The sequence below is a fragment of the Trichocoleus sp. FACHB-40 genome (assembly GCF_014695915.1).
Lineage (GTDB): Bacteria > Cyanobacteriota > Cyanobacteriia > Cyanobacteriales > FACHB-T130 > Funiculus > Funiculus sociatus.
Genome location: NZ_JACJPF010000098.1, coordinates 215,738 through 237,943, shown reverse-complemented (window position 1 = coordinate 237,943; position 22,206 = coordinate 215,738). Strand labels below are relative to the sequence as shown.

At 46.1% G+C, this 22,206-nt stretch carries 19 protein-coding genes and 1 pseudogene; 12 read left to right on the top strand and 8 right to left on the bottom strand.

Annotation, left to right across the window (positions count from 1 at the left end; all coding sequences use genetic code 11):
- Window positions 1–91: 91 nt before the first annotated feature.
- Genes H6F63_RS22055 through H6F63_RS22045 form a run of 3 tightly spaced genes read left to right on the top strand, consistent with a single transcriptional unit; the run spans window position 92 to window position 2,065 of the window.
- Window positions 92–931, top strand: coding sequence for an FAD-binding domain-containing protein (locus H6F63_RS22055; protein WP_190639638.1), 840 nt, complete (start codon window positions 92–94; stop codon window positions 929–931).
- Between the two features lie 21 nt (window positions 932–952).
- Window positions 953–1,369 carry a hypothetical protein gene (locus H6F63_RS22050; protein ID WP_190639565.1) on the top strand — a complete coding sequence of 139 codons (417 nt, stop codon included), beginning with the start codon at window positions 953–955 and terminating at the stop codon, window positions 1,367–1,369.
- A 15-nt stretch (window positions 1,370–1,384) separates the two neighbouring features.
- Entirely contained in the window at window positions 1,385–2,065 is a 681-nt protein-coding gene (locus H6F63_RS22045) for a chromophore lyase CpcT/CpeT (protein ID WP_199298197.1), read from the top strand.
- A gap of 695 nt (window positions 2,066–2,760) precedes the next feature.
- Here the strand turns inward: H6F63_RS22045 and H6F63_RS22040 are convergent.
- The 3 genes from H6F63_RS22040 to H6F63_RS22030 all read right to left on the bottom strand — a co-directional run bounded on the left by H6F63_RS22040 (window position 2,761) and on the right by H6F63_RS22030 (window position 5,485).
- Window positions 2,761–4,353 carry an ATP-binding protein gene (locus tag H6F63_RS22040; protein WP_199298196.1) on the bottom strand — a complete coding sequence of 531 codons (1,593 nt, stop codon included), beginning with the start codon at window positions 4,351–4,353 and terminating at the stop codon, window positions 2,761–2,763.
- A gap of 268 nt (window positions 4,354–4,621) precedes the next feature.
- Window positions 4,622–4,840, bottom strand: coding sequence for a hypothetical protein (locus H6F63_RS22035; protein ID WP_190639564.1), 219 nt, complete (start codon window positions 4,838–4,840; stop codon window positions 4,622–4,624).
- Between the two features lie 183 nt (window positions 4,841–5,023).
- Entirely contained in the window at window positions 5,024–5,485 is a 462-nt protein-coding gene (locus tag H6F63_RS22030) for an antibiotic biosynthesis monooxygenase (protein ID WP_190639563.1), read from the bottom strand.
- A 210-nt stretch (window positions 5,486–5,695) separates the two neighbouring features.
- Between H6F63_RS22030 and H6F63_RS22025 the strand changes: the two genes are divergently transcribed.
- The 7 genes and pseudogenes from H6F63_RS22025 (at window position 5,696) to H6F63_RS21995 (ending at window position 13,309) form a co-directional block, all read left to right on the top strand.
- Window positions 5,696–6,289 carry a PadR family transcriptional regulator gene (locus H6F63_RS22025; protein ID WP_190639562.1) on the top strand — a complete coding sequence of 198 codons (594 nt, stop codon included), beginning with the start codon at window positions 5,696–5,698 and terminating at the stop codon, window positions 6,287–6,289.
- Window positions 6,282–7,004 (top strand): annotated as a pseudogene (locus H6F63_RS22020) (IS1 family transposase). Before H6F63_RS22025 ends, H6F63_RS22020 begins: the two are co-directional and overlap by 8 nt.
- 79 nt (window positions 7,005–7,083) lie before the next feature.
- Window positions 7,084–8,439 carry a sorbosone dehydrogenase family protein gene (locus H6F63_RS22015; RefSeq protein ID WP_190639561.1) on the top strand — a complete coding sequence of 452 codons (1,356 nt, stop codon included), beginning with the start codon at window positions 7,084–7,086 and terminating at the stop codon, window positions 8,437–8,439.
- A 7-nt stretch (window positions 8,440–8,446) separates the two neighbouring features.
- On the top strand, window positions 8,447–9,823 hold the full coding sequence (locus H6F63_RS22010; RefSeq protein ID WP_190639560.1) for a pentapeptide repeat-containing protein: 1,377 nt from the start codon (window positions 8,447–8,449) through the stop codon (window positions 9,821–9,823).
- A gap of 62 nt (window positions 9,824–9,885) precedes the next feature.
- Entirely contained in the window at window positions 9,886–10,311 is a 426-nt protein-coding gene (locus H6F63_RS22005) for a pentapeptide repeat-containing protein (RefSeq protein WP_190639559.1), read from the top strand.
- A 127-nt stretch (window positions 10,312–10,438) separates the two neighbouring features.
- A complete protein-coding gene (pyk, locus tag H6F63_RS22000; RefSeq protein WP_190417046.1) occupies window positions 10,439–12,220 on the top strand; it encodes a pyruvate kinase in 1,782 nt (593 codons plus the stop codon).
- A gap of 702 nt (window positions 12,221–12,922) precedes the next feature.
- A complete protein-coding gene (locus H6F63_RS21995; protein WP_190639558.1) occupies window positions 12,923–13,309 on the top strand; it encodes a hypothetical protein in 387 nt (128 codons plus the stop codon).
- Between the two features lie 328 nt (window positions 13,310–13,637).
- On the opposite strand, the gene H6F63_RS21990 is transcribed toward H6F63_RS21995, so the two are convergent.
- Together H6F63_RS21990 and H6F63_RS21985 are read right to left on the bottom strand one after the other, a co-directional pair.
- Window positions 13,638–13,787 (bottom strand): hypothetical protein, encoded by a 150-nt coding sequence (locus H6F63_RS21990; protein ID WP_190639557.1) that lies wholly within the window; start codon window positions 13,785–13,787, stop codon window positions 13,638–13,640.
- 101 nt (window positions 13,788–13,888) lie between these two features.
- The gene (locus H6F63_RS21985) at window positions 13,889–14,083 is read right to left on the bottom strand and encodes a hypothetical protein (RefSeq protein WP_190423913.1); all 195 of its coding nucleotides are present in this window, start codon (window positions 14,081–14,083) and stop codon (window positions 13,889–13,891) included.
- Window positions 14,084–14,612: 529 nt separating this feature from the next.
- Here H6F63_RS21985 and H6F63_RS21980 point away from each other — a divergent pair.
- Both H6F63_RS21980 and H6F63_RS21975 read left to right on the top strand, forming a co-directional pair.
- Window positions 14,613–14,948, top strand: a complete 336-nt coding sequence (locus tag H6F63_RS21980) for an STAS domain-containing protein (RefSeq protein WP_190423911.1) — start codon at window positions 14,613–14,615, stop codon at window positions 14,946–14,948.
- A 123-nt stretch (window positions 14,949–15,071) separates the two neighbouring features.
- Window positions 15,072–17,762 carry a TIGR03960 family B12-binding radical SAM protein gene (locus H6F63_RS21975; RefSeq protein ID WP_190639556.1) on the top strand — a complete coding sequence of 897 codons (2,691 nt, stop codon included), beginning with the start codon at window positions 15,072–15,074 and terminating at the stop codon, window positions 17,760–17,762.
- Here the strand turns inward: H6F63_RS21975 and H6F63_RS21970 are convergent.
- The 3 genes from H6F63_RS21970 to H6F63_RS21960 form a co-directional block, all read right to left on the bottom strand.
- The gene (locus tag H6F63_RS21970; protein ID WP_190639555.1) at window positions 17,744–18,514 is read right to left on the bottom strand and encodes a 2-phosphosulfolactate phosphatase; all 771 of its coding nucleotides are present in this window, start codon (window positions 18,512–18,514) and stop codon (window positions 17,744–17,746) included. The genes H6F63_RS21975 and H6F63_RS21970 overlap by 19 nt on opposite strands.
- Before the next feature lie 138 nt (window positions 18,515–18,652).
- Window positions 18,653–19,843 (bottom strand): glycosyltransferase family 4 protein, encoded by a 1,191-nt coding sequence (locus H6F63_RS21965; RefSeq protein WP_190639554.1) that lies wholly within the window; start codon window positions 19,841–19,843, stop codon window positions 18,653–18,655.
- A 698-nt stretch (window positions 19,844–20,541) separates the two neighbouring features.
- Entirely contained in the window at window positions 20,542–22,182 is a 1,641-nt protein-coding gene (locus H6F63_RS21960) for a DUF2079 domain-containing protein (protein ID WP_190639553.1), read from the bottom strand.
- Between the last annotated feature and the right edge of the window lie 24 nt (window positions 22,183–22,206).

Below are 22,206 nucleotides of genomic sequence, written 5' to 3'. Positions count from 1 at the left end.
TTTTGCTTTCCGCCAGCAGCAGGTCGCCTGTTAAACTTTATTAAGTCTGCGCGATCGCTCTTTTATGAACGCCACCCCAAACCATCGAGATATGCGGCGAGAATTTTCCAGCCGCGACGAATTGCTCGCCTACCTGGGCGAACAATTCCCCACCGCTGCCGAACGCGATCGCCATATCAGCACGATTCCCGGAGGACGTAAAGCCGCCGAAGCCGCACTGAGCAAAGTAGATCCTCCCAGTTACGCCAAAACCCGCAACTTCTTCACCGGGGCAGTCACCCGCCTTTCACCCTATCTCCGCTACGGTGTCTTGAGCTTAGCAGAAGTGCGGGACACCATCCTGGGCAAAGTACACCGCGATGACGCCGAAAAACTCATCAACGAACTCGGCTGGCGCGACTATTGGCAGCGACTCTATGCCAAACTGGGAAACGACATCTGGAAAGACCAGGAGCCATACAAGACAGGCTACACAGCCCAAGATTATGCCGAAAAGTTACCGGAAGATGTTGACAAAGGTAGCACAGGTATGGTCTGTATTGACAGTTTTAGCCGCGATTTGCACTCCTCCGGCTACCTGCACAACCACGGCAGAATGTGGTTAGCAGCATACCTTGTCCACTGGCGGCGCATCCGTTGGCAAACCGGGGCAAAATGGTTTCTGCAACACTTGCTAGATGGCGATCCTGCGAGCAACAATTTATCATGGCAATGGGTTGCCAGCACCTTCAGCCACAAGGCTTATTTCTTCAACCGGGAGAATTTAGAACGCTACACAGAGGGCGTTTATTGTCGTCAATGTCCACTTTACGGTCATTGCGATTTTGAGGGCAGTTATGAAGAATTAGAGAAGCGACTGTTTCCCAAAGCTGAAGGTAGCGATCGCAGTGGCGGTAGCCGAAGTTTTCAGCACGGGAAGAAGCGTCGTTAGCACGTTTTGAGTTTTGAACTAATGAAACAGCCGATAATTTGGGTGCATGGAGACTGTTTAAGCCCCGCTAATCCTGCATTGCAAGCATACCCTGAAAGCCCTGCAATATGGGTTTGGGATGATGCTTTGATCGAACAGTGGCAGCTGAGTCTCAAGCGGATTACTTTTATTTATGAATGTTTGCTAGAACTGCCAGTAACGATTCGACGGGGTGATGTCGCTGCTGAAGTTATCGCTTTTGCCAAGGAACACAATGCTGATGGGGTTGTTACAGCAGAAAGTCCTAGCCCGCGGTTTGACCACATTTGCGACAAAATTGAGGAATCGCTGGTTATCGAAGTGTTACCTGTTGAGCCATTTGTGAAATACGACGGATATATTGACCTTAAACGCTTTTCTCGCTACTGGCGCGTTGCCGAACGTTATGTTTTTGATTAGCACTGGGAGACTATTGTGAAGAATACAAGTATTAGAAATTTGATAGCGATCGCTCTTTTTTCCTCAACTAGCACTGCGGCTTATTCGCGTCCAGCGCCGAATATACAATCGGTGCCAATGCAGCAACAAGTTGGGGAAGTGGTGTCGCATTTAGTGGGAGTAATGGATACTTCTGCACAAGCGCAAGCCAATCCCAAAGCCCCAAATGTGAGAATGACTACCTGCAAAGTCAGCGTAGAAAATACTAAAAAAAATCCCAAGGTAGTTTTCCTCTATCAAGAACAAGCGATGTCCCAGAATCTTGCCAAACCCTATCGGCAGAGATTCCTGAAAATTGCCTCCAGTGCTGATAATCAAAGCGTAGAATCGCAATCATTTAAGCCACCAACACCAGAAGCTTTGATTGGTCTATGTAGCAAACCAGAAGCAAAACGTGTCGTCAAATTAAACGATATTGGTGCTGCTAAATGCAGCGTATTTTTAAAACCTGACGGGGAAAATTACATTGGCGAGACACCGGAGGCAGGTTGTCCCAGCGACTACAAAGGCGCAGTGAAAGTAACAAACCGGATTGTCTTGCATTCTACTGGAATGGACACATTAGATCGGGCTTTTGATGCCGCAGGGAATCAAGTTTGGGGGTCAAAAGGTGAACCTTATCAGTTTCGGTGGGTTAACCCAAGCGCGAGTCGGTGAAACAGTGCTAAGTAGAGGGGGAACAACCTAACTCCAATCCCCTTCCCTACGTTAGCCTTAGCGCGGGAAGGGGGTAATTTTCTTCGCCTTGTAAAGGAGAGGTTCTATAGCAGTTCTCGATCATGTGCAATACATCTATAGAGGCATAGCAATGCCATGCCAAAACCCAAGCGGATGTAGCTCAAATGTGAAAACCCTGATAGATTCCACCCAACAGTCACAATTATTTTTGCAGGGTGAAAAATGTTTTGAAATGCCCTGTCATATTATCCATAACATCCATAAAGTTGCCTCTGTATTAGATTTAATATTGTGTAATATTTTTACAAGTATAACTTTTGCTTTATTTCATTTTATGCTAAGCAAGATTTTTCAAATTCTCGCATTTTGCTTTCAATATTCTGACGTACTCAATATAGCCGTCTCTTATTTGGAATCAAATATTTCCTGCAAAAGCTTACTTAACTCAGAAAGGGAATTGGGATCGTGTTCAATCAACCATTCTGTAAGTTTTGGAGAATGCGTTGTTTTTAAAAATTCTAATCGGGTATCACAGAGTTCAGCAAATAAGTTCTTAAGAAGGTTAGCCCCATCAACCTTAGAAAACCATTGCTCATCTGGAAGTGTATCCCCGCTAAAACCTTTCGGTAAACAAAGCCCTTCCTGCTTCTTTTTGTCAAGCCATTCCTGAACCTCTATGCTAGTAAGAGGTTCTTTCCTGAATTTATCATATTGATTACCGCTGCTATTGCCTCTGCGTGAAGCAGATAATTTTCGTACATACGCCTTGGCAAAAATTTCACTGGATTCTGGCTTCTCTTGGCTAAATCCTCCATATCTTTTTCCGGTTTACCCTCACTGTCAAGCACAAAACCAATTGCGGGAGGCGATAAGCTTTTTCCACCACTCAGCTTATCGTAGATATCAAATATGATGCGAGCGCGTTTTCCTTCTAAATCACCAGTATTCTTAAGGGCGAGAATTTGGGTACCTCTAAGGGGCATTCTTGCAACTTTTTGTAGTATCATTGGAAAGCATTTCTCTTCAGTTGGGCCTTCTACCCATAAAATATTGTCTGCTCCAAAAACGTCGGATAGCCTAACTCCAACTTCATCCAAAAGAGAGCGCTGTTCTTCGACATCTTCTGAGTTCATCACCGATGCTTCTGTTTCGCAATCAATATACCGAAGCTTTACAATAGTAGAGGGATTTGCAGCAGTGATAATCATTGGTGAATGAGTTGAAATGAAATATTGATGAGCAGGAAATTCTTTAATAATTTCTATAAGCTTTTTAGCTGCTCCTGGATGTAGAAATGACTGTGGTTCATCAATAATGATGGTTCGCGGTTCTTGCGACGACGTAAGTACGACATATAGAATAGCTAATACCTGACCAATTCCAGTTCCACATGATGAAAGCGGAAAAGCTAAATCTTCTCTTTCTGTATTATGATCTATATGCCAGACCATAATTTCTAGTTGATTAGCTTGCTTGGGTTCAATACTAATTCTTTTAATATCGGGAAAAATTAGCGATACAAGCTGATTGAACCTTTCCCAACGTGCTGGATTTGTGGATAAAAGAACATTAAGAACTTCGGCAAGGTTAGATGCGTTTGGTTGTAGCTTTGCTTCTTTACCAAAGTAGCCGAGACCAACATTTAAACGCTCTGCATAAAATCGGTATATACGGCTTGTAAATAGATTGAATAATTTGACTCCGGTATGTTTTCCTATTTCACAATAGCTTTGTCCATATGAGCCGAAACTATCATCTTTAGTTGGTTTAATATTAATCAATGAATACCTGCCTTCATTGTTTGGATGTTTTGGCTGATAACCAAAATTTATATCATTGAGGGGGTTGTCTACATGGCTAATGCTAGCGTTTATTGAAGGTATTAATAAACTCACTTCCACAGGGTTTGGTTCAAATAACCATTGCTGAAACCTATTCCTTGTTGCATCAAGACTTAAATTTTCATCACTTGCTTTAGGAATTGATAGAGGAAGCAAGTGGTTATCAATAATAGAGCGAAATTCTAGTTTTTCAATTTTCAATCTAACTTGAACTGTTGAGACATAGTTTATTTGTGAAAATGGGGTAGGTAATGTTTTTATACTGCGGTGTGGTACGTCAACAAAATTTAAGGCTAGGGCTTCTAGTAGCGCTGTTTTACCTGAATTATTTTGTCCAACAATAATGTTAATGCCTGGTAAAAATTCTAGGGGTTCTGATTTTACAAAAGATTTGTAGTTAAAAATTTGAACTTCTGAAAGATACATTTAAGGTTTTGTGTGAATTATAGTTAGCTATACCTTGAAATTAGGCTAAAGGTACTCCAAAATTTACTCAAGTAGCAATCTGCTCTAAGGAAACACTTATCTTAAGCAACTTAGAAGGCACTGAATTCCATCAATTTTGCAGCTTGCGTTCATCTAAGTAATTTCTTTAGTGGACACCTTTTTTGGTTCAAAATTTTAGAATGCGATCGCTGCTGAGTTCAACGCCCATTGTCCTGGCAACAGCAATGCACACTTTCTGACTTCGAGATTAAGCGGCAGCGGAGAGGTCAGCTACTACTGTTACCCGTCTTTTGAGTACAGAACGCAGCAGTCTGTTGACGCAACCTCTTTCTTCTTCATCCAAGGACTCATCCAGCGCGGCTGCCATCAGTCCATAACGGTCAGCCAGTGTCACAATACCAGTTTCGCTGACAGAGGCGAGGATTTCAGAGATAACACCGGGGAGCAGTTGGATTTGGGGAAGCATGATTGTTGGGCGTCAACTCTATGATATTTAATATCTCACCCCTTTCCATCCCGCCGAGCGATCGCTTCGATGAGTAACGTGTGAAAATTCTCAGCCTTTCGAGCGATCTGAATTACATAGGCACTCAAGGCACAAGCGGCTTAATCGCGATCGCATCCCTCAACTAACTACGCGATCGCTCTCTCAAATCCCTCTAACACTCGCTTCTGCGTTTTTCCTTCTGGGGCTGAAAACTAAACCTTTAGATGATTGGGTTTCTGGAATTTTTCGCTCAAGGTGAGCGGGTGAAGGCTTAGAGAGTTTGGTAGGATGCCCATTTGTCACCATACGGCGGTGAACTTCTCCCCAGTCAGGGAGGTTGCTATCTTCCTGTTGCCAGTGAACAACAGAAGCTTCATCACACCAGTCCTGAAGACGGGGCATAACATTTTTGTGAGCGCCTGAGTTGCGGTAAAACTTCATTGCTGCCTGTTCCTCCCAAGCAGTCAGCGTCCAAAATGTTCCGTTAGAGTCTCGCAGAAGTTGACCCTTTAAAAACCCAGGTGTATTGACGATCTGCCATGTAGACAGCACATTGTTCCACAAAAATGCTGGTAAATATAGAGGCGATCGCACGCGCAAGCGGGTAGCTGAAATAAACACCATTAGATGTTTCTCCTTTGTCTAATAGATTGAAAACTTATGCAGCTAGCTGTGCTTTTAGCACTCCAAAATCCGCCGCTGTTCTTCTGCCTGAGTGCGTGAGACGGTTGGCATGGGAATACCTCCACGTTCTAGTTGCACTATACTCAACTAATTGAGTAATTACCTTTAATTTATACTCAATTAGTTGTATATGTCAATAAGTTAGTTTTTATGGCTCTAGCTCACGCACTGTTAGCATCTCTGATTAAGCAATCTTGTAGCGGCTACGATCTATCCAAGCAGTTCAATAGTTCTGTGGGCTTTTTCTGGAAGGCAAGCCAGCAGCAGATTTATCGGGAGTTGTCCAAGCTGGAAACTGAGGGTTGGGTGAGTGCCGAGATTGTTTGCCAACAAGGTCGTCCAGATAAAAAGCTGTACCAGGTGACAGAACTTGGGCAAAAGCAGTTGACAGAGTGGATTGCCCAACCATGCGAACTTAGCCCGATTAGAGATGATTTATTGGTCAAAATATTTGCGGGATCTGTGGTTGAGCCTCAGCTGATAGTGGAAGAGTTAGAGCATCACCGCGAACTACACCAGCAAAGATTGGCTGTTTACCGAGATTTAGAGCAGCGATACTTTAACAATGGTCAAGACTTGTCACCAGAAGCCAAATTTCGCTACATAACGCTCAAAAGAGGTATTAGCGACGAGACGAGTTGGTTGACATGGTGTGAGGAAGCGATCGCCCTTTGCTCAAGTTCGGGTAGTCCTAAAGATGTAAGGATAGGAGAAATACAGTTCCATCAGAAGCTCTATGTCTGATTCCCAACCAACTTGCCCCGTTTGTCAGTCAACTCACGTCGTCAAAAACGGCAAAATCCATAACGGTAAACAGAACTTTAGATGCCGTGAGTGCGGTAGACAGTTTGTGCAAGACCCCCAGAACAAAATCATTGACCAGGCAACCAAAACTTTAATTGATAAATTGCTGTTGGAGAAGATTCCCTTAGCCGGGATTGCCAGAGTCGTTGGTGTTTCAGAACCTTGGCTCCAGAGTTACGTCAATGAAAAATATCAGAACGTGCCCCGACAAGTGCAGGTACCGACAAAAAAAAAGGACGTTTGACGATTCAGTGTGATGAGATGTGGTCATTTGTTGGCAACAAAGGGAACAAGCAGTGGATTTGGCTTGCTTTAGATATCGAAACACGAGAAATTGTCGGGGTGTACATTGGCGACCGCAGCCGTGAGGGGGCACAAGGATTATGGGATGCCTTACCCTCCGTGTATCGGCAATGTGCCGTCTCCTACACCGATTTTTGGTCGGCTTACGATCGGGTGTTTCCCAGCAAACGGCATCAAAGTGTCGGTAAAGAGAGTGGCTCTCACCAGCTTAATTGAGCGGTTTAACTGCACCTTACGCCAGAGAGTATCACGGTTGGTGAGGAAGACGTTATCGTTTTCTAAAAAGTTAGAAAATCATATTGGTGCAATTTGGTACTTTGTTCACCACTACAACTCATCCTTACTTGTTTAGGACTACCCAAGTTCGTAGGCGAAGCGATCGCATCGGGCGGCAATGACTACCCTGGAATTAGAGTTCCCAAATTGTTGATATGAAATCCCGACATTTTTTGTTGCTGTTACTAATACTCACCACAACAGCAGCCTGCGACTCAACACAAGCATCCCTCGACCCCCAGACAACCCAACAAGTTGAACAACCACCTCAAACCACACCCCAGCTAAAACAACAGCCACAACAAGCCGCTCAGACTAAAAACGTGGTGCGAACTCAACCACTCACACCCCAACCAATTCGCATCACCCTCAACAACTTACCCAAACCCTACGCCACCGAAAGCGCCTCCAACTCGCCCAACGTAGTATCAGTACCCCAAAACCCCACCCTGCGCGTCCCAAAAGGCTTTGTAGTCAGCGTCTTCGCCCAGGGCTTAGATGCCCCTCGTTGGCTTACCCTCACCCCCAACGGTGACGTGCTAGTAACCGAAACTCGACAAAATCGCATTCGCCTACTGCGTGACACGAACGGCGATGGCGTTGCAGATGTCAACAAAACCTTCGCCACTGCACAAAACGGGGTAAATATACCCTTTGGCATGACCTTTGCAGGCAACAACTTCTTCCTCGCCAACACAGGCGAAGTCCGGCGATATCGCTACAACCCAGGACAACAGCAACTTAACGGCACAGGTCAAAAAATCGCCACCCTCACCCCAGGCGGCTATAACCAACACTGGACGCGCAACGTAGTAGCTGCACCCGACGGCAAAAAGCTTTACGTGTCAGTTGGTTCCCGTTCTAACGCCGATGAAGAACCACTGCCACGCGCCTCCGTACAGGTGATGAATCTCGACGGTTCCAACCAACAAACCTTCGCCTCCGGCTTACGCAACCCAGTCGGACTTGATTTTCATCCCACCACGGGCGAACTTTACACCACCGTCAACGAACGCGATGGACTAGGCGACGACCTCGTACCAGACTACCTAACCCGCATCCAACAAGGAGAATTTTACGGCTGGCCCTACGCTTACCTGGCACCAAATCGCCTCGACCCGCGTCAGGTGGTCAATGGCAAGAGTAAACGCCCCGACCTGGTAGCGAAAACAAAAACGCCCGATGTTCTCTTCCAAGCACACTCAGCAGCCTTGGGATTGCAGTTTTATGACGGCAAGACTTTCCCAGAAAAATATCGCAACGGTGCATTTGTTGCCTTTCGCGGGTCTTGGAACCGCGACCAAGGCACGGGATACAAAGTTGTCTTCGTCCCCTTCTCTAACGGGCGTCCTCAAAGCTACTATGAAGACTTTCTCACCGGGTTTCTGCTAAACCCAGCCCAAGCAACCACTTGGGGGCGTCCGGTGGGTTTACTCGTACTGCCTGACGGCAGTTTGCTAGTTACGGAGGAAGCAAATGACCGAATTTACCGCATTCAATATCAAGGATGAGGGATGAATGACTATAGCGCCAGAGAAAGCATTTGCTTGGATTGATGGGGCAGTTCATCGCCCTAACTGGTATATTAAGCCCGCTTTCGTGGGTTTAGCTTGCGCGGTTGCAACTTTAGTCGTCGGAGTGTTGGTCAACCCAGCGCCAGCGGCCAATTCTCGACAAGTAGAACGATTACTCGAAACAAACGCCTGTCCCAGATGCGACCTGAAGAATGCCAAGTTGGACAATGCCAAGCTGAAGGGTGCTGACTTGACTGATGCTGACTTGGAAGGGGCAGACTTGAGTAGTGCTGACCTGAGTGGTGCCAAGCTAGAAGGTGCCAAGATGAACGGTGCCAAGCTGGTTATTACCAACTTAGAGAAGGCAAACTTAAGGGAAGCAAAATTGGGGATAATGCGATCGCGTAATGAAGACCGCAAGGACTCTAAGCAGGCTAAGGAATTTCCTGCGGATTTGCGCTACGCCAATTTAAAGGGCGCTGACTTGTATAACGCTGTCTTAACCAAAGCTCAGTTGAGTGGTGCCAAGCTAGAGAATGCGAATCTGAATTTTGCTAATCTGGTTGATGCTGATTTGCTCAAGGCAAATTTAAGTAATGCTAATCTTGCGGTTGCCAATCTAATAAGGGCAAACCTGGCAGAGGCAAAACTGAACATTGCTGACTTGACGGGTGCTAACCTGGCGGCTGCTAACCTGACGGGTGCCGAACTTGATAATGCCAAGCTGGGTAGTGCTAACCTCAGCGAAGCCAAGCTTAATCAGGCATATTTGGGCAATGCTGACCTGAATGGTGCTGTTTTGGCTGAGGCGTATCTTCTTGGCACCTTGTTGCCGAATGCTAACTTGCAGAGTGCCAATCTTACCGATGCTGACTTGAGTGGTGCTAATTTGAGTGGTGCTAGTTTCAATCGCGCTAATCTGACTACGGCTGGGCTGAAAAATGCTAATCTGACAAATGCCAAGTTAGCGATCGCTAATCTAAGTGGTGCTGACTTGAGCGGTGCTAACCTTAATTATGCTTACCTCAGTGAAGCTAATCTGATTAATGCAAACTTGAGTGGCACAAACTTGCGCGAGGCAAATCTGCGTTCTGCTAATTTAACTGGTGCGTCTTTAGTTGGTGCAAATCTAGTTCAGTGCAATCTGATTAGTGCCATTTTGAAGGAAGCTAATCTGAGTTATACCAATTTCAGCACCGCAGATTTGAGCGGGGCTGATTTGGGAGATGCTAATCTAAGTTACGCTAACCTGACTGAAGCAGATTTTCAGGGGGCTAATCTGGCTGAGGCTAATCTCACAGGTGCCAACTGGCAGGAGGCTAAGCTGAAAGGTGTTATCGGCTTGAACAGATATTCGCCTTCCGAAACGGCAGCACCTTGAAAAGGTAAAAGTCAAAAAAAGACTACTACTACTGATTGAAAGCAGCTGTTGCATCAAAAAACATGAAACGAGAAATACTAACTGTAGCTGCGTTGTTGATGTCTTACTATTGGGCGATGCCCGCTAAGGCGGATAATCCAGAACACGTTCAGCGGTTAATGGCGACGAATCAATGTGAATTTTGCGACTTGAGTGGCGCTAGCTTTACAGGGAGTGACCTGAGCAATGCTAAGCTCAAAGGTGCCAATTTAGCTAACGCCAACTTAAGCGGTGTGATTCTGGCAAATACCGACTTCACGGGAGCTAATTTGGCTAATGCTAACTTGAGCAATGCAGTTCTCAATGGTGCTAACATCAGCGGTGCAAATCTACAATTTGCCGATTTGCAAAATGCAAGTCTTTTAGGAGCGATCGCTAGAGAAAAAGCAGAGTTGGCGGGTGCTAACCTCAAGGGTACAATTATGCCTGATGGCAGAATCCACAACTAGGCTCGTTCCCTGACGCGATCGCAACCCAAAATTAGAGCTATATACTATCACTCAACGAAATATGATAGTATCCCTTTTGCTTTAGTGTTGTTAGCAGTCCTCTTCTGCTCTCCCTGAAATTTTCCCCATGCAACTGCGAAATTTCCTGCGCCGGACAAAAATTGTTGCTACGATTGGCCCCGCTACCAGTCGTCCAGAAGTCCTACGCGATTTAATTGAAGCGGGTGCGACTACTTTGCGCCTCAACTTTTCCCACGGCACGCATGAAGACCATCAGCGTAGCATTCGCCTGATTCGCCAGACGGCTTTTGAACTAAATCAGCCAGTCGGCATCTTGCAAGATTTGCAAGGGCCGAAAATTCGTCTGGGACGCTTTGAAAATGGGTCTATTGTTTTAAGGAAAGGCGATCATTTCATTCTAACTAGCAAACCAATCGCAGGCTCCCAGGAAATTAGCTCTGTCACCTACGAACCTCTGGCCGATGAAGTACCCTGCGGTGCCACAATTCTGCTTGATGACGGCAAAGTTGAAATGATCGTGGAAAAGATAGACCGCACTTCACGGGAATTGCATTGTCGCGTCGTCGTAGGGGGAACTCTCTCCAACAACAAAGGTGTGAATTTCCCTGGTGTCTACTTGTCAATTAAGGCACTTACTGACAAAGACCGTAAAGACTTAATGTTTGGTCTTGACCAGGGCGTTGACTGGGTAGCGCTGAGTTTTGTCCGCAACCCCCAGGATGTGCTGGAAATCAAAGAGCTAATTTCCAATGCTGGTAAGCAAGTGCCAGTAATTGTCAAAATTGAAAAGCACGAAGCCATCGAGCAAATGGAGGCGATTCTTTCCCTCTCTGATGGCGTTATGGTGGCTCGCGGTGACTTGGGCGTGGAATTGCCTGCGGAAGATGTCCCGATTTTACAAAAGCGTCTGATTGCCACCTCGAACCAACTGGGCATTCCCGTGATTACGGCGACTCAGATGTTGGACAGCATGGTGAACAATCCCCGCCCAACCAGGGCTGAAGTTTCCGACGTGGCGAATGCCATTCTTGACGGTACCGATGCGGTAATGCTGTCGAATGAGACTGCTGTCGGTAAATACCCCATCGAAGCTGTGCAGACGATGGCAGCAATTGCCGTGCGGATTGAGCAGGAAAAAATCGCCCCGAATGTCAAAGGCACCACCCGCTCTATCACTAATGCTATTAGTCAGGCTGTCGGTCAGATTGCCGAACAGTTGGGGGCGGCGGCGATTATGTCGCTGACGAAAAGTGGCGCTACTGCCAGAAATGTTTCCAAATTCCGACCAGAAAAACCGATTTTGGCAATAACTCCCCATGTGGATGTAGCGCGACAGTTGCAGCTGGTGTGGGGCGTGAAACCCCTACTGGTGCTAGAGTTGCCTTCGGCTGGTCAGACGTTCCATGCGGCAATCAATGTGGCTCTAGAGAAGCAGATGCTGATTGAGGGCGATTTGGTGGTGATGACCGCTGGAACGCTGCAAGGCGTATCTGGCTCCACCGACTTAATTAAGGTTGAGGTGGTGACTTCGGTTCTGGGTAAGGGTATTGGCATCGGACAGGGTGCGGTCAGCGGTCGAGCGCGGGTGGCTCACACTGCCAGGGAAATCGGAAACTTCAATCATGGAGAAATTCTGGTGGTGCCTCGCACTAATGCTGATTTTGTTGATGTAATTCGCAAGGCATCTGGGATTATTACTGAGGATGAAAGTCTGGCTTCTCATGCGGCTGTGATTGGCTTACGCTTGGGTGTTCCGGTAATTGTGGGCGTGAAGAAGGCAACGGAAATCATTCGGGATGGAGCGATTCTGACGCTGGATATGCAACGAGGTTTGATTTACTCCGGTGCGATGGGAGTGAATTCTGCAAATTCGGTGCTGCCAGTTTAAGGGAGATTTACTTCCAACTCCTTCCCTCATAAAGGGGGAAGGGTTGAGAACAATACATCTCGGTTAACGTTGTGATGCAACACATTTGCTGCCCAATCCCCGATAAATTAGGGATTGGGGAGCAAGTCTTAATATTTTTATTTAGATAAGAAATATAGCACATTGCTTATAGAAAGAAATTATAGCGATCGCTTATCCGCAAAGCGTCAAAATTTCTTCATTCTGGCGCTGACATTAAAGCCAAGGCACCAGAGAAAATTTCCTTTTTATTAACCAGTATAGATACTGCCCAACAGCGATTTATGCAATTTTCGACTTGCTCCTTTATCGGATATAACGGCATAGCTGCTAATATTATTAATAATGCCCTTTTTACTTGTTTATTCGAGTTATTCAATAATCGCTAATGAGCCTTGGATATACTTATTTAGCAGTAATTCTTTAAGCGTAAATAGTTTTTCCATAAATATTGATTTGTGAGATTGTAGACCGTCAGATACCCGACTTCTTAAAGAAGTCGGGTATCTTGCCTTCACGAATCATTTAGGAATGCTACATTAGGTTGTTATTATTATATTTGGTAGCGATCGCTGATCCGCTAGGACGTGCCAAGGGTAGCAGCAAAGCTACTCCGAGCTTACCCCCTAAGAGGCATCTAACTTCTACAATAAAGAAGCAATAAGAAAAGCCCTATTTCTTCCTGTGAAGCAAGCCTCAATCAGTTCCGTTCCTAACTTTCAGCCTTACCAGATTGTTTGTTTAGAATATGAAAATTCTCGCCTGTACGCTGAAGTTATTCAAGTTGTGACTTCGCGACAGGTTTGCTGGGTGCGTCCTTTGATGCTTACTGTATTACCAGACAACGATGCCAACCAATTACCAGTGCTGTACAATTTGCGTCAAGGTGCAGATTTAGTATGGCCTGTAAGTTTGTTTCGACCAGCGCTTGATACAGAGGTGATTCCTCTGTTAACCCAGATGGATGCTCCAAATGGGCCAATAACCGACGCAACTGAAGGTCATCGCCAGCTTACTTGCTTTGTCCGCCAGGTTTGGCAAGTGTACAAAAGTGAGTTTCAGGCTTCCTAGCGAATGTGTGCGTCTTTCATTTGTTGAATCGCTTCGCGCATCCGTTCATTTGCTAGTTTCAAGGCAATTCAGAAGAAGCTTCCCAACATCGTAGCCTTTACAGGGGGTACAATGATGCCGCATTTTTCTAGGACAGGGAGATAAATTCTTTCCAGGTATTGTGGATTACTTTTTTCGAGCTTATGAAATACACAACTTCGGTGTTTGAATTTAAGTCTTTGACACCAAAACAGTATTTCATCCATGCAGCAGATGAGCGGTAATCTTTTGTTCGCTGATCTGGTAGAAAATTATGAGTCAATGGATTGTCAATTACTTCGTGCATCGCCTAGACAATACCTGCTGGCGTTGGACGGTCAGGAGTGCCGACGGCCATGTTGATTATGTCCAGCCCTAAGCCGACTATTTCATCCTGCTTGCTGTTAATTTCAGCAAATATATAGGGCAAAATATTCTTTAGGTGTTTAGCAAACTGCATGGAATAGCAACTGAAAAAATGGCGTTATAATGAACCATCAGACAGTTTACCGCCAAGTGGGACAAAAAAGGCGATCGCCCAAATATGAGTATTTTGCCTTTTTAGCAACTTGCCACAAGTTGAATGCGACCTGCATCCATCTCTGACATAAGTAATTCCAGTGCTTCATAATCTACATCAGAGATGTAGCCTAGCCTGGTCAGTTCATAGTTTATTTCACTCTCTATATCTGGAGTCAATTTCTTAATATGGAGAGCTTTTTCTACCAGTTGACGAATAACGAATCTAGTTCTCATAAAAACCTATAGAACTCCGCATATAAAAATTATCAATTATATATCTAGTTGAGAGAGTGATCTAATACTGGATAGCCAAGTGATCCAAATCACTGTTTTTTAAAATTTGAGATTACTTTTAGTTTTTTTACAATTTTATTTATCTTATCTATTTCAGATTTAACATAAAGATTATGGCTTCCTAAGGTAAGCGATCTTGTCTAGCCTTGGGTTTGAACCCTAGCTTGGCTTCGCTAAGTGCAGAAATAAAGAATAATTTAAAAGCTAGTGCATCTACCATAGGTTTGATTTAAGGAGGGGGAATAAGTTAAGAAGATATATGCCTAAATGCAACTAATAGATTAATTAAATTATGTCCGTAGTATTTGACACTGAAAGTTAAAGCTTATTGAAAACTTTAAAAAATAGGGGTCAACTAATGAAGATTTGGCAAAATACCTAGGAAGGAGTAGGCAATTCAAGAATTTAGAGTATATCGTCAAAGCTATCAGACAATTTTTTGATTATTAGCTCAAGCAGGATATACCCTATGCAAAGTACACTGGTCCGCCCAAACATTACGGTTGTTTGCCCCCAAGGTCACGTAAATGCTTCCAACGCGGTAGAGCTTCAAGGTGAACTGACAGCGGCGGTTTCCTCTGAACAGTCCATAGTGTTAGTTGATATGGCTGGAGTGGATCTTTTGGATAGTGCTGGACTCATGGCGTTAGTATCCGCTCACCGTCTAGCTCATAAATTAAATCGGCAGTTTGGACTCTGCTCGGTTTCGCCCTCGATTCGGATGATTTTTGAGCTGGCTCAACTTGACGGTGTATTTGAAATTTTTGAAAATCAGTCAGCATTTGAAGCAGCTCAAAAAGTCTAGGGACTAGGAAATATCGAATTTTGCCCGCTGAGTGTAACTACTTCAAACTAGAAGCTAAACTGCTGACTGCGAATTGGTGCTAGGGTTGAATCTGAGGCACTGGAAGCAGGGGAGAGTTTTGCTGTGGCGATCGCAATCGAAAAGTTACTTACGCCAGACATACAGAAACCTGCTCGTTATCTGGGGAACGAGTTAGGAGCGGTACACAAACCTTGGGACGCAGCGTCGGTGCGCTGGGTTCTGACTTACCCAGAAATTTATGAGGTGGGTGCATCTAACCTTGGGCATATCATTCTCTACAATATTTTGAATGCTCAGCTAGGGCAACTGTGTGATCGCGCTTATTTACCAGCTCCCGACTTAGCGGCGAAGCTACGAGAAACACAAACGCCCCTGTTTGCTGTTGAGTCACGGCGCAGTCTCACAGACTTTGATATTTTAGGCTTTAGCCTCAGCTACGAACTCGGAGCCACCAACATCCTTGAAATGCTGGATTTGGCAGGAATCCCTTTGACGTGGCGCGAGAGACTAGAGACTGGGGACAACTCCCCTAACTCCTCTTACCCTCTAATTTTCGCAGGGGGACAAACTGCAACATCGAATCCCGAACCCTACGCAGACTTTTTCGACTTTATTGCGCTGGGAGATGGCGAGGAACTGTTGCCAGAAATAGGCTGGGTAGTAGAACGCGGCAAAAAAGCCGGATTGAGTAGAGAAGACTTGCTGCTTTCTTTGGCACAAGTCCCCGGCGTTTACGTGCCTCAATTTTATGACATGGCACCCCCCTCAATCCCCCCGCAACAGGGGGAAGATAAGGAGCTTTTTATCAGTGGCTCAGTTCATCCCAACCGCCCAGACGTGCCAAAGCGGGTTATGCGGCGGGTTGCTGCGCCTATGCCAGCTTATTCTATCGGCTTAGTTCCCTTCGTGGAGACAGTACACGATCGCTTGACGATAGAAATACGGCGCGGATGTACTCGCGGTTGTCGTTTTTGTCAACCAGGAATGCTGACTCGTCCGGCGCGGGATGTGGAACCAGAGCAAGTTGTCGAAGCAATTGAGCGAGGAATGCGGGAAACTGGGTATAACGAGTTTTCCCTATTATCTCTCTCGTGTTCCGATTATCTGTCTCTGCCAGCTGTGGGGATGGAAGTCAAAAATCGCCTCAAAGATGAGAATATTTCCCTATCTTTGCCGAGTCAGCGGGTAGACAGGTTTGATGAAAATATTGCCAATATCATCGGCGGTACGCGACAAAGTGGGCTGACTTTTGCACCCGAAGCTGGAACTCAGCGGATGCGGGATATTATCAACAAAGGGTTGACTAATGCCGAACTGCTGCGGGGTGTGAAAACAGCGTTCGAGCAGGGCTGGGATAAGATTAAGCTCTACTTTATGATCGGGTTGCCTGGGGAGACGGATGTTGATGTACTGGGCATTGCCGAGACTGTACGCTGGCTAAAGCAAGAGTGTCGCGCCGAGGGCAGAAGGTGGCTGAATTTTAACCTGACAATCTCTAATTTTACGCCCAAGCCGCACACGCCTTTTCAGTGGCACTCGGTATCAACAACTGAGTTTAAACGAAAGCAGAAACTTCTACGCGAGGAGTTTCGCGGCATGAGGGGGGTGAAGGTAAACTTCACAGATGTTCGGCTTTCGGCGATGGAAGATTTTATCGGACGGGGTGACAGGCGTTTAGGCCAGGTGTTGCGTCGCGCCTGGGAATTGGGCGCGGGAATGGATTCCTGGTTCGATAATGTGGAACGGGCTTTTGCTGCTTGGGGAGAAGCGATCGCGCAATCTAATCTAACCTGGAAATATCGCCTAGTGGAAACTGGGGACTGGGGACTAGGAACTGGAAACTGGGGAGAAGAAACTCCCAATTCCCAGTCGTCTATGCCTAATGCCCAATTAATAGATGCGCCTCTCCCTTGGGATCATATAGATACGGGAATTGATAAAAATTGGCTCAAAGATGATCTCAAACGGGCGCTAGAAGCGGCGACGGTTCCAGATTGCTCTTTTGAAGGTTGTTCTCACTGTGGCGTTTGCGGTATTGACTTTGGTCACAATATTGTGGTAAAGCCATTGCCAATTCCTGAATTTGCCGGACACTTCACGCCAAATCAAGACCGGGTGCAGCGTTTGCGAGTCTGGTTTGGGAAGCTGGGCGATATGGCGCTGGTGAGTCATTTGGATTTGGTGCGCCTATTTGACCGGGCGGTACGACGGGCGGCTTTACCGATTTCTTTCACTGGTGGGTTTCATCCTAGTCCTCGAATTTCTCCTGCTAGTGCGCTGACTCTAGGTGCAACTAGCAGTGGTGAGATTGTCGATTTTGAGTTGAAAGAAAGGGTGGATGAGGAATCTTTCCGCCAGAGGTTAGCGGCACAGTTACCTTCAGATATTCCGATTTATCGGGTGGAAGATGTTGATCTCAAGGGGACTGCTGCAACTGCGCTGCTAGAGAAGGCGGAGTATTTGATTACGGTGGCGACTGAGGGTGAAACTCAGTGGCTAGATTGGGTGGAGGCGATTAAGGCTAGTGACGAGATTTTAGTAGAGCAAACTACGAAGTCTGGGAAGATTAAACAGGTGAATCTGCGCGATCGCTTGTTTGAGTTGGAGGTTAAGGAATCGCAGAAGCATGGAGGGTACAGAGAGGAGGAAGGAGTTGTTTTGCGTTATGTGGGTAGTTATTGCAATGATGGAACTATCTTAAGACCTGAACATCTTGTTTCTATGTTGGAACAAGTAGCAGGGCGGGAGTTTCAACTTTTGCACAGTCATCGGTGTCAGTTGATTTTGAAGTAGGCTTTTTCAAAATACTCGCCTCGCATGACGGGTACGGAATCGTACAGGTTTAATGTTAGGGAGTGCTGTACGTCGGCTTCAAATCCTGACTCTCGCAGTTCCCGCGCACTTCCACACTCCCAAAGCGTCTCCTCCAAATGGTTTTGAATATACCTGAAAGAACCCTCACACACACGGGCTTCAGGTGATTTTTCATATTCTAGATAAGACAAGATTGCGCCTGCACCCACGTAGTCCTCAATTGCTACGCGCAGTTGCCCTTCTGAGGAAGGTATTGACCACTGTTCTCCGCAGGCAATGACTGTCACAGATAGATTAGTTGTACTCATAACCTGTGACACGGCTGTAGCTACGGCTGCTGCGTTTACTAATGCTCCAGTGAAAAGGTAAGAAACCTGACCAGACAAGCGGCTGCACGTTGCTCCGTTGGGGGAAGCTAGCACGATTCGTGTTCCTGACTCTAGTCCCAGGTAGGTCAGAGGCGATAGCGAAAAGCGCCCCTTGTCAGGTACGTCTCTCCGATTCACAGATGCTTCACCACTAATGCGCTGTGCAAAGGCTGCTACATCTTCAGTTTTTGAACAGGGATAGACAATGCCGCCATGATGCACTGCACACGCTACCGCTGTCGAGAAGCTGAGGGTATCCACAATGACGATAATATCTCCTCTCTCTGCCGCCTGACGAGCGCCCCTCTGTCCCCAATCCAGTTTGCAACGGTATGGATGCTGGGAAAATATTGGAGTGTTCATAGTTTTCTTTCAGCCAGCCTTATGGTGATGCAGACCATTCCGTCTCTCGTTCCCAAACTGAGTTTGGGAACGAGAATTTCTCAATCTAAAATCATTGGAGTTTCCGAAACTCCGACCTCAGCAAATTCCAAAGTCGGATTACGCCCAGTGAACTTGCGATCGCTCTTGCACTACCGTCTGATAAACTTCCTCTGTCTGTTTCGCTATCTTTGTCCAACTGAACCGCCGTTCTAAATCTTTGTAGGCGTTATCCACTAGCCACTGTGCGTAAGCTGGGTTTTTTAGCACCTCTAAGATTCCCCAAGCCAGAGAATCAGCATTATTTGTCTGAGTCACAACTCCAGTTTTGGTGTGTTGCACCACTTCTGGTAAACCACCCGTGTCTGATACTACAACTGAAACGCGGGCCGCAAAGCTTTCTAAGGCAACAATGCCAAAGGGTTCGTAAAGGCTGGGAAATACGGCGCAGTCGGCAACGGTTTGAAATTTATCTAAATCAGCATCAGACATAAAACCTGTGAAATAGCACTTGTCCCAAATGCCTAAATTCCAAGCTTGCTGTTTGAGAGGGTCGGTGTTACCGCCGCCAATAATCACAATTTTGACGTTACTCCCCATTTCCCAAATTACCTTGGGGGCAGCATTCAGCAGCACAGAAACGCCCTTCTCGTAGGACATTCGCCCGACGTAATAGACAATTTTTTCCCTGTCTTCAGCAAAGCGACGACGGAAGTTCCAAGCATCAAATTCATGCCACTTACGTTTCTTTTCCGGTCGGATGCCGTTGTAAATTACATCAATTTTGTCCCAAGGACTTTCTAAAGCGCGTTCTACTTCTTGCCGCATATAGTTGGTACAGACAATTATCCGCCACGCGTTATAGGCGAGAAGCTTTTCTTTGCCACTAATATATCGGTGGTCGTCGTTGTAGATGCCGTTGTAACGTCCAAATTCTGTGGCGTGGACAGTGGCAACTAGGGGAACTTTAAAGTTGTGCTTGAGCGCGATCGCGGCATCTCCTACCAGCCAATCATGCGCGTGGATCAAATCAAACGGCCCTTCTTCCATCATCAATTTACCACCGTGAATCCCCATGCTTTGGTTTAGATTCACAACCCAGTGGAAGAAGTCGTGACCGCAACCGACTGGCACCCGATGTACGTGTACACCATCCACCACCTCATACAGCGGCGCATGACCAAACTCTACCGTCAGCAAGTGGACTTCATGCCCCAGGTTGGCAATCTCTGGATATAACTCTCCTACATGGCGGGCAATCCCTCCCACAATGCGCGGCGGAAACTCCCAAGTTAGTACCAAAATCTTCATAACTCCCGTCTTCCTAATAAATTTACAAATTGCTATAGATTGACATATTTCTCAAAGTTATAGTTTTCTACCTGAATTAGTGTAAGATGTAAAAAATTTTAATAATATTTTAACATTTAGCAGGGATTGACAGCAAAGTTGCTGCGATCGCCGCTCTAAGTTGAGTAACGACCAATAAATAGGTTAAATGCAGGAAATTACAAAAGTTCTCCTAATCCACAGCCCTTAAAGAAAGAAAAAGGGAAAAGTAAAAAATTCTTTTCTTTTCATGAGAGCCTTTTTAGCTACCAGTCCCTAGCCCTTGATGTACTGCGTTTCTCGTAATCTCAATCACGAAAGACCCAAAACCAAGCTCTGAAATACACTTCAATTGACCGCCGTGTTTTTCCAAAACAATCTAATAACTAATAGACAACCGCAGAAAAGTAACTCTACCTACCGCTTTTCTGGTGAAAAACAGATCAAATATGCGATCGCGTAAATTTTCAGCCATGCAGGGGTCGTTATCGGTAAATTAATATTGTCACGCGATCGCCCTCTAGGGCTTCCGCGCGAATGCGGATCATGGGTGGATGGGAGGAACATCTAAGTGCGATCGCCTACAGCTTATGCCGCTTCTTACCCGACTTGTGGCGGAGATTTTCCCGTTCAAGAGTCCAGATAGTTTTCCCCGTCTATCTGGACAATTGGTTTAAAACTTATTTGGGCGGAACCTGTTGGCGAAAGGCTTGCCAAGATGCGATCGCTTGTTCTACCGACGCAGCACCTTTTTGCATCAAAATCGCCCCATCTTTGAAGCCAATAATCCCATACTGCCCACTACTAGACAATTGATCAATAAAAGGAATGCCATTTTGCAGGAGTTCGCGTTCCTCCCGAAAGGCGGTTTGATATTGCTGCATCTGCCACAAGTCAGCCATAATGTAGTCCACATTCACAACCTCACGCGCATCGTTGCGTAGCTGCAAGTTAGGAAAGCGGATAATTTCGCGGCGACCGGAAAGATGGGGAATGAGATAGGTACTTGCAGTAACACTAGCATCTGGCGGAATTTGAGCCAGCAACGGACGCACTTGGCTGACGTGTTCCCACTGTCGCGGAAGTGGAACATAAACTAAAGGCTGAATGGAATCTGGAATCAGGAAATAAAGAGTCCGATTCGGGTTAGATGTAAAGGTAAAAAATAGCGAAAGGCTTAGGCAAATTATCCAAAAGCGGCGAAAGGATTTGGGAATTGGGGATTGGGAATTGGACATCCCCTCTGCCCCTCTGTTCTGCTTTCTTCCCCACCAAAGAATCGTCCCGTAAAATAGTCCAGGTACAACTGTCATGGCGTAGCGAATGCTGATGGCGAGGACGGACATACCTTTACCCAACAGCAGCTTTAAGAGGGGAAATCCAGCTATCATCCAAGAAGCGGGCGCGATCGCTGGTACAAAAGCTAAAGGCAACCATTGGCCTAACAAATACTTAATCGTGCGGTCTAAGGGTGAAAATAACTCTACTATTAGCCGCATCGGATTGCTAACCATTCCCCAGATAATTTCCAGAGTGGAAGCTTCATCGCCATCCGCGTACTGACCAAATCGTTCCATCATAAACCGCTGGGAAATATCTTCGGAAAATAGCGGCATGATCAGATTGGTGAGGACAATCATGTAACCAAAGCTGAGAGTACAGACAGCAAGACCGATGCGCGGATAGCGTTTGCTGAGAATCATGTAAAAGCCGACACCAAACAAACTCACTCCGCTATCTTCCCGCACCGCCAAAATCAAAACAGCCAGCACCCAGAACAGCCACCACCAGCGTTTTTCCATTGCCAGCAACAGAGTAAACATAAACAAGGGAATCTGGCAAATGTCGTGGAAGTTGGATAAAGTAGGGCCGAGGATAGCGTTAGCGCAGTAAAAGCTGACGGTAATCATCGCTGACAGCGGTGGTTCCAAATACTGTCGCGCCAAGACGTATAGAACCAAACCAGCGGCAGTTACAAGAGTGACTTGTAAAACGGTGAGAGTTGCTGGGTAAGGGAATAAAGCATACAGCGGTAGCCAGAGCAAAAGGGCGGGGGTGAAGTGTTGCCCTAACCGGTGGTAAAAAGCCTCTGGTACTTCGCCATTGTGGACGACGTTGGTGGAAAGTTGGGAAGAAAGCGTACTTTGAAAGAAACGACCGTGAAGGTTGTTCCAGAAGACTTGATTAAAGATGCCCTGGTCGTAGGAGGAATAGAAGGTGTAGTGTCGGTGCAGGGTGAGAATCAGGGTAAACAAAAAGAACGCGATCGCTGCGCCCATCACCATCCGCAACACTGACTGCTTCTGTAATCTTAACAACATCACTTACAATCGTTTATAAATGTT